This is a genomic window from Streptomyces megasporus, from assembly GCF_000718985.1.
GTDB lineage: Bacteria > Actinomycetota > Actinomycetes > Streptomycetales > Streptomycetaceae > Streptomyces > Streptomyces megasporus.
The window spans coordinates 1-325 of record NZ_JODL01000153.1; the positions used below are offsets into that span (position 1 = coordinate 1).

Consider the following 325-nt stretch of genomic DNA (forward strand, 5'->3'; position numbering starts at 1 on the left):
AGCTCACCTCGTCGAGGTCATCGGATAGAGGTGATCAGACTCCGAACGTCACGGGCTTGGGCGGAGAAGGCGACCACGATGCGCAGGTCCGCGATCGCCTCGTCGCAGCGGCCCGGCGCGGAGTGCGCGGTGCTTGGCACACCCAGCGCCGCAGCCTCTCCGGACGGACGAACTGGAGCAGATGCAGCGGCAACTGAGCCGGCTGGACACGAAGGTGGTCGTGTCACAGTGGTGCCAGGCCCCCAGCGGCCCGACGGGGCGCGGCACCATCTTCCACACAGGGGCGGACGAGCGCTGTCGGCCGACGAACAAGCCGGACGAAATC

The 325-nt window shown here is 68.6% G+C and carries 1 protein-coding gene; it reads left to right on the top strand.

All coding sequences use genetic code 11. The annotated features are described in order from the left end of the window. Positions 1 to 133 precede the first annotated feature (133 nt). Positions 134 to 325 (top strand): hypothetical protein (locus IF47_RS31320; RefSeq protein WP_211257285.1); only part of this gene is annotated, 192 nt, incomplete at its 3' end.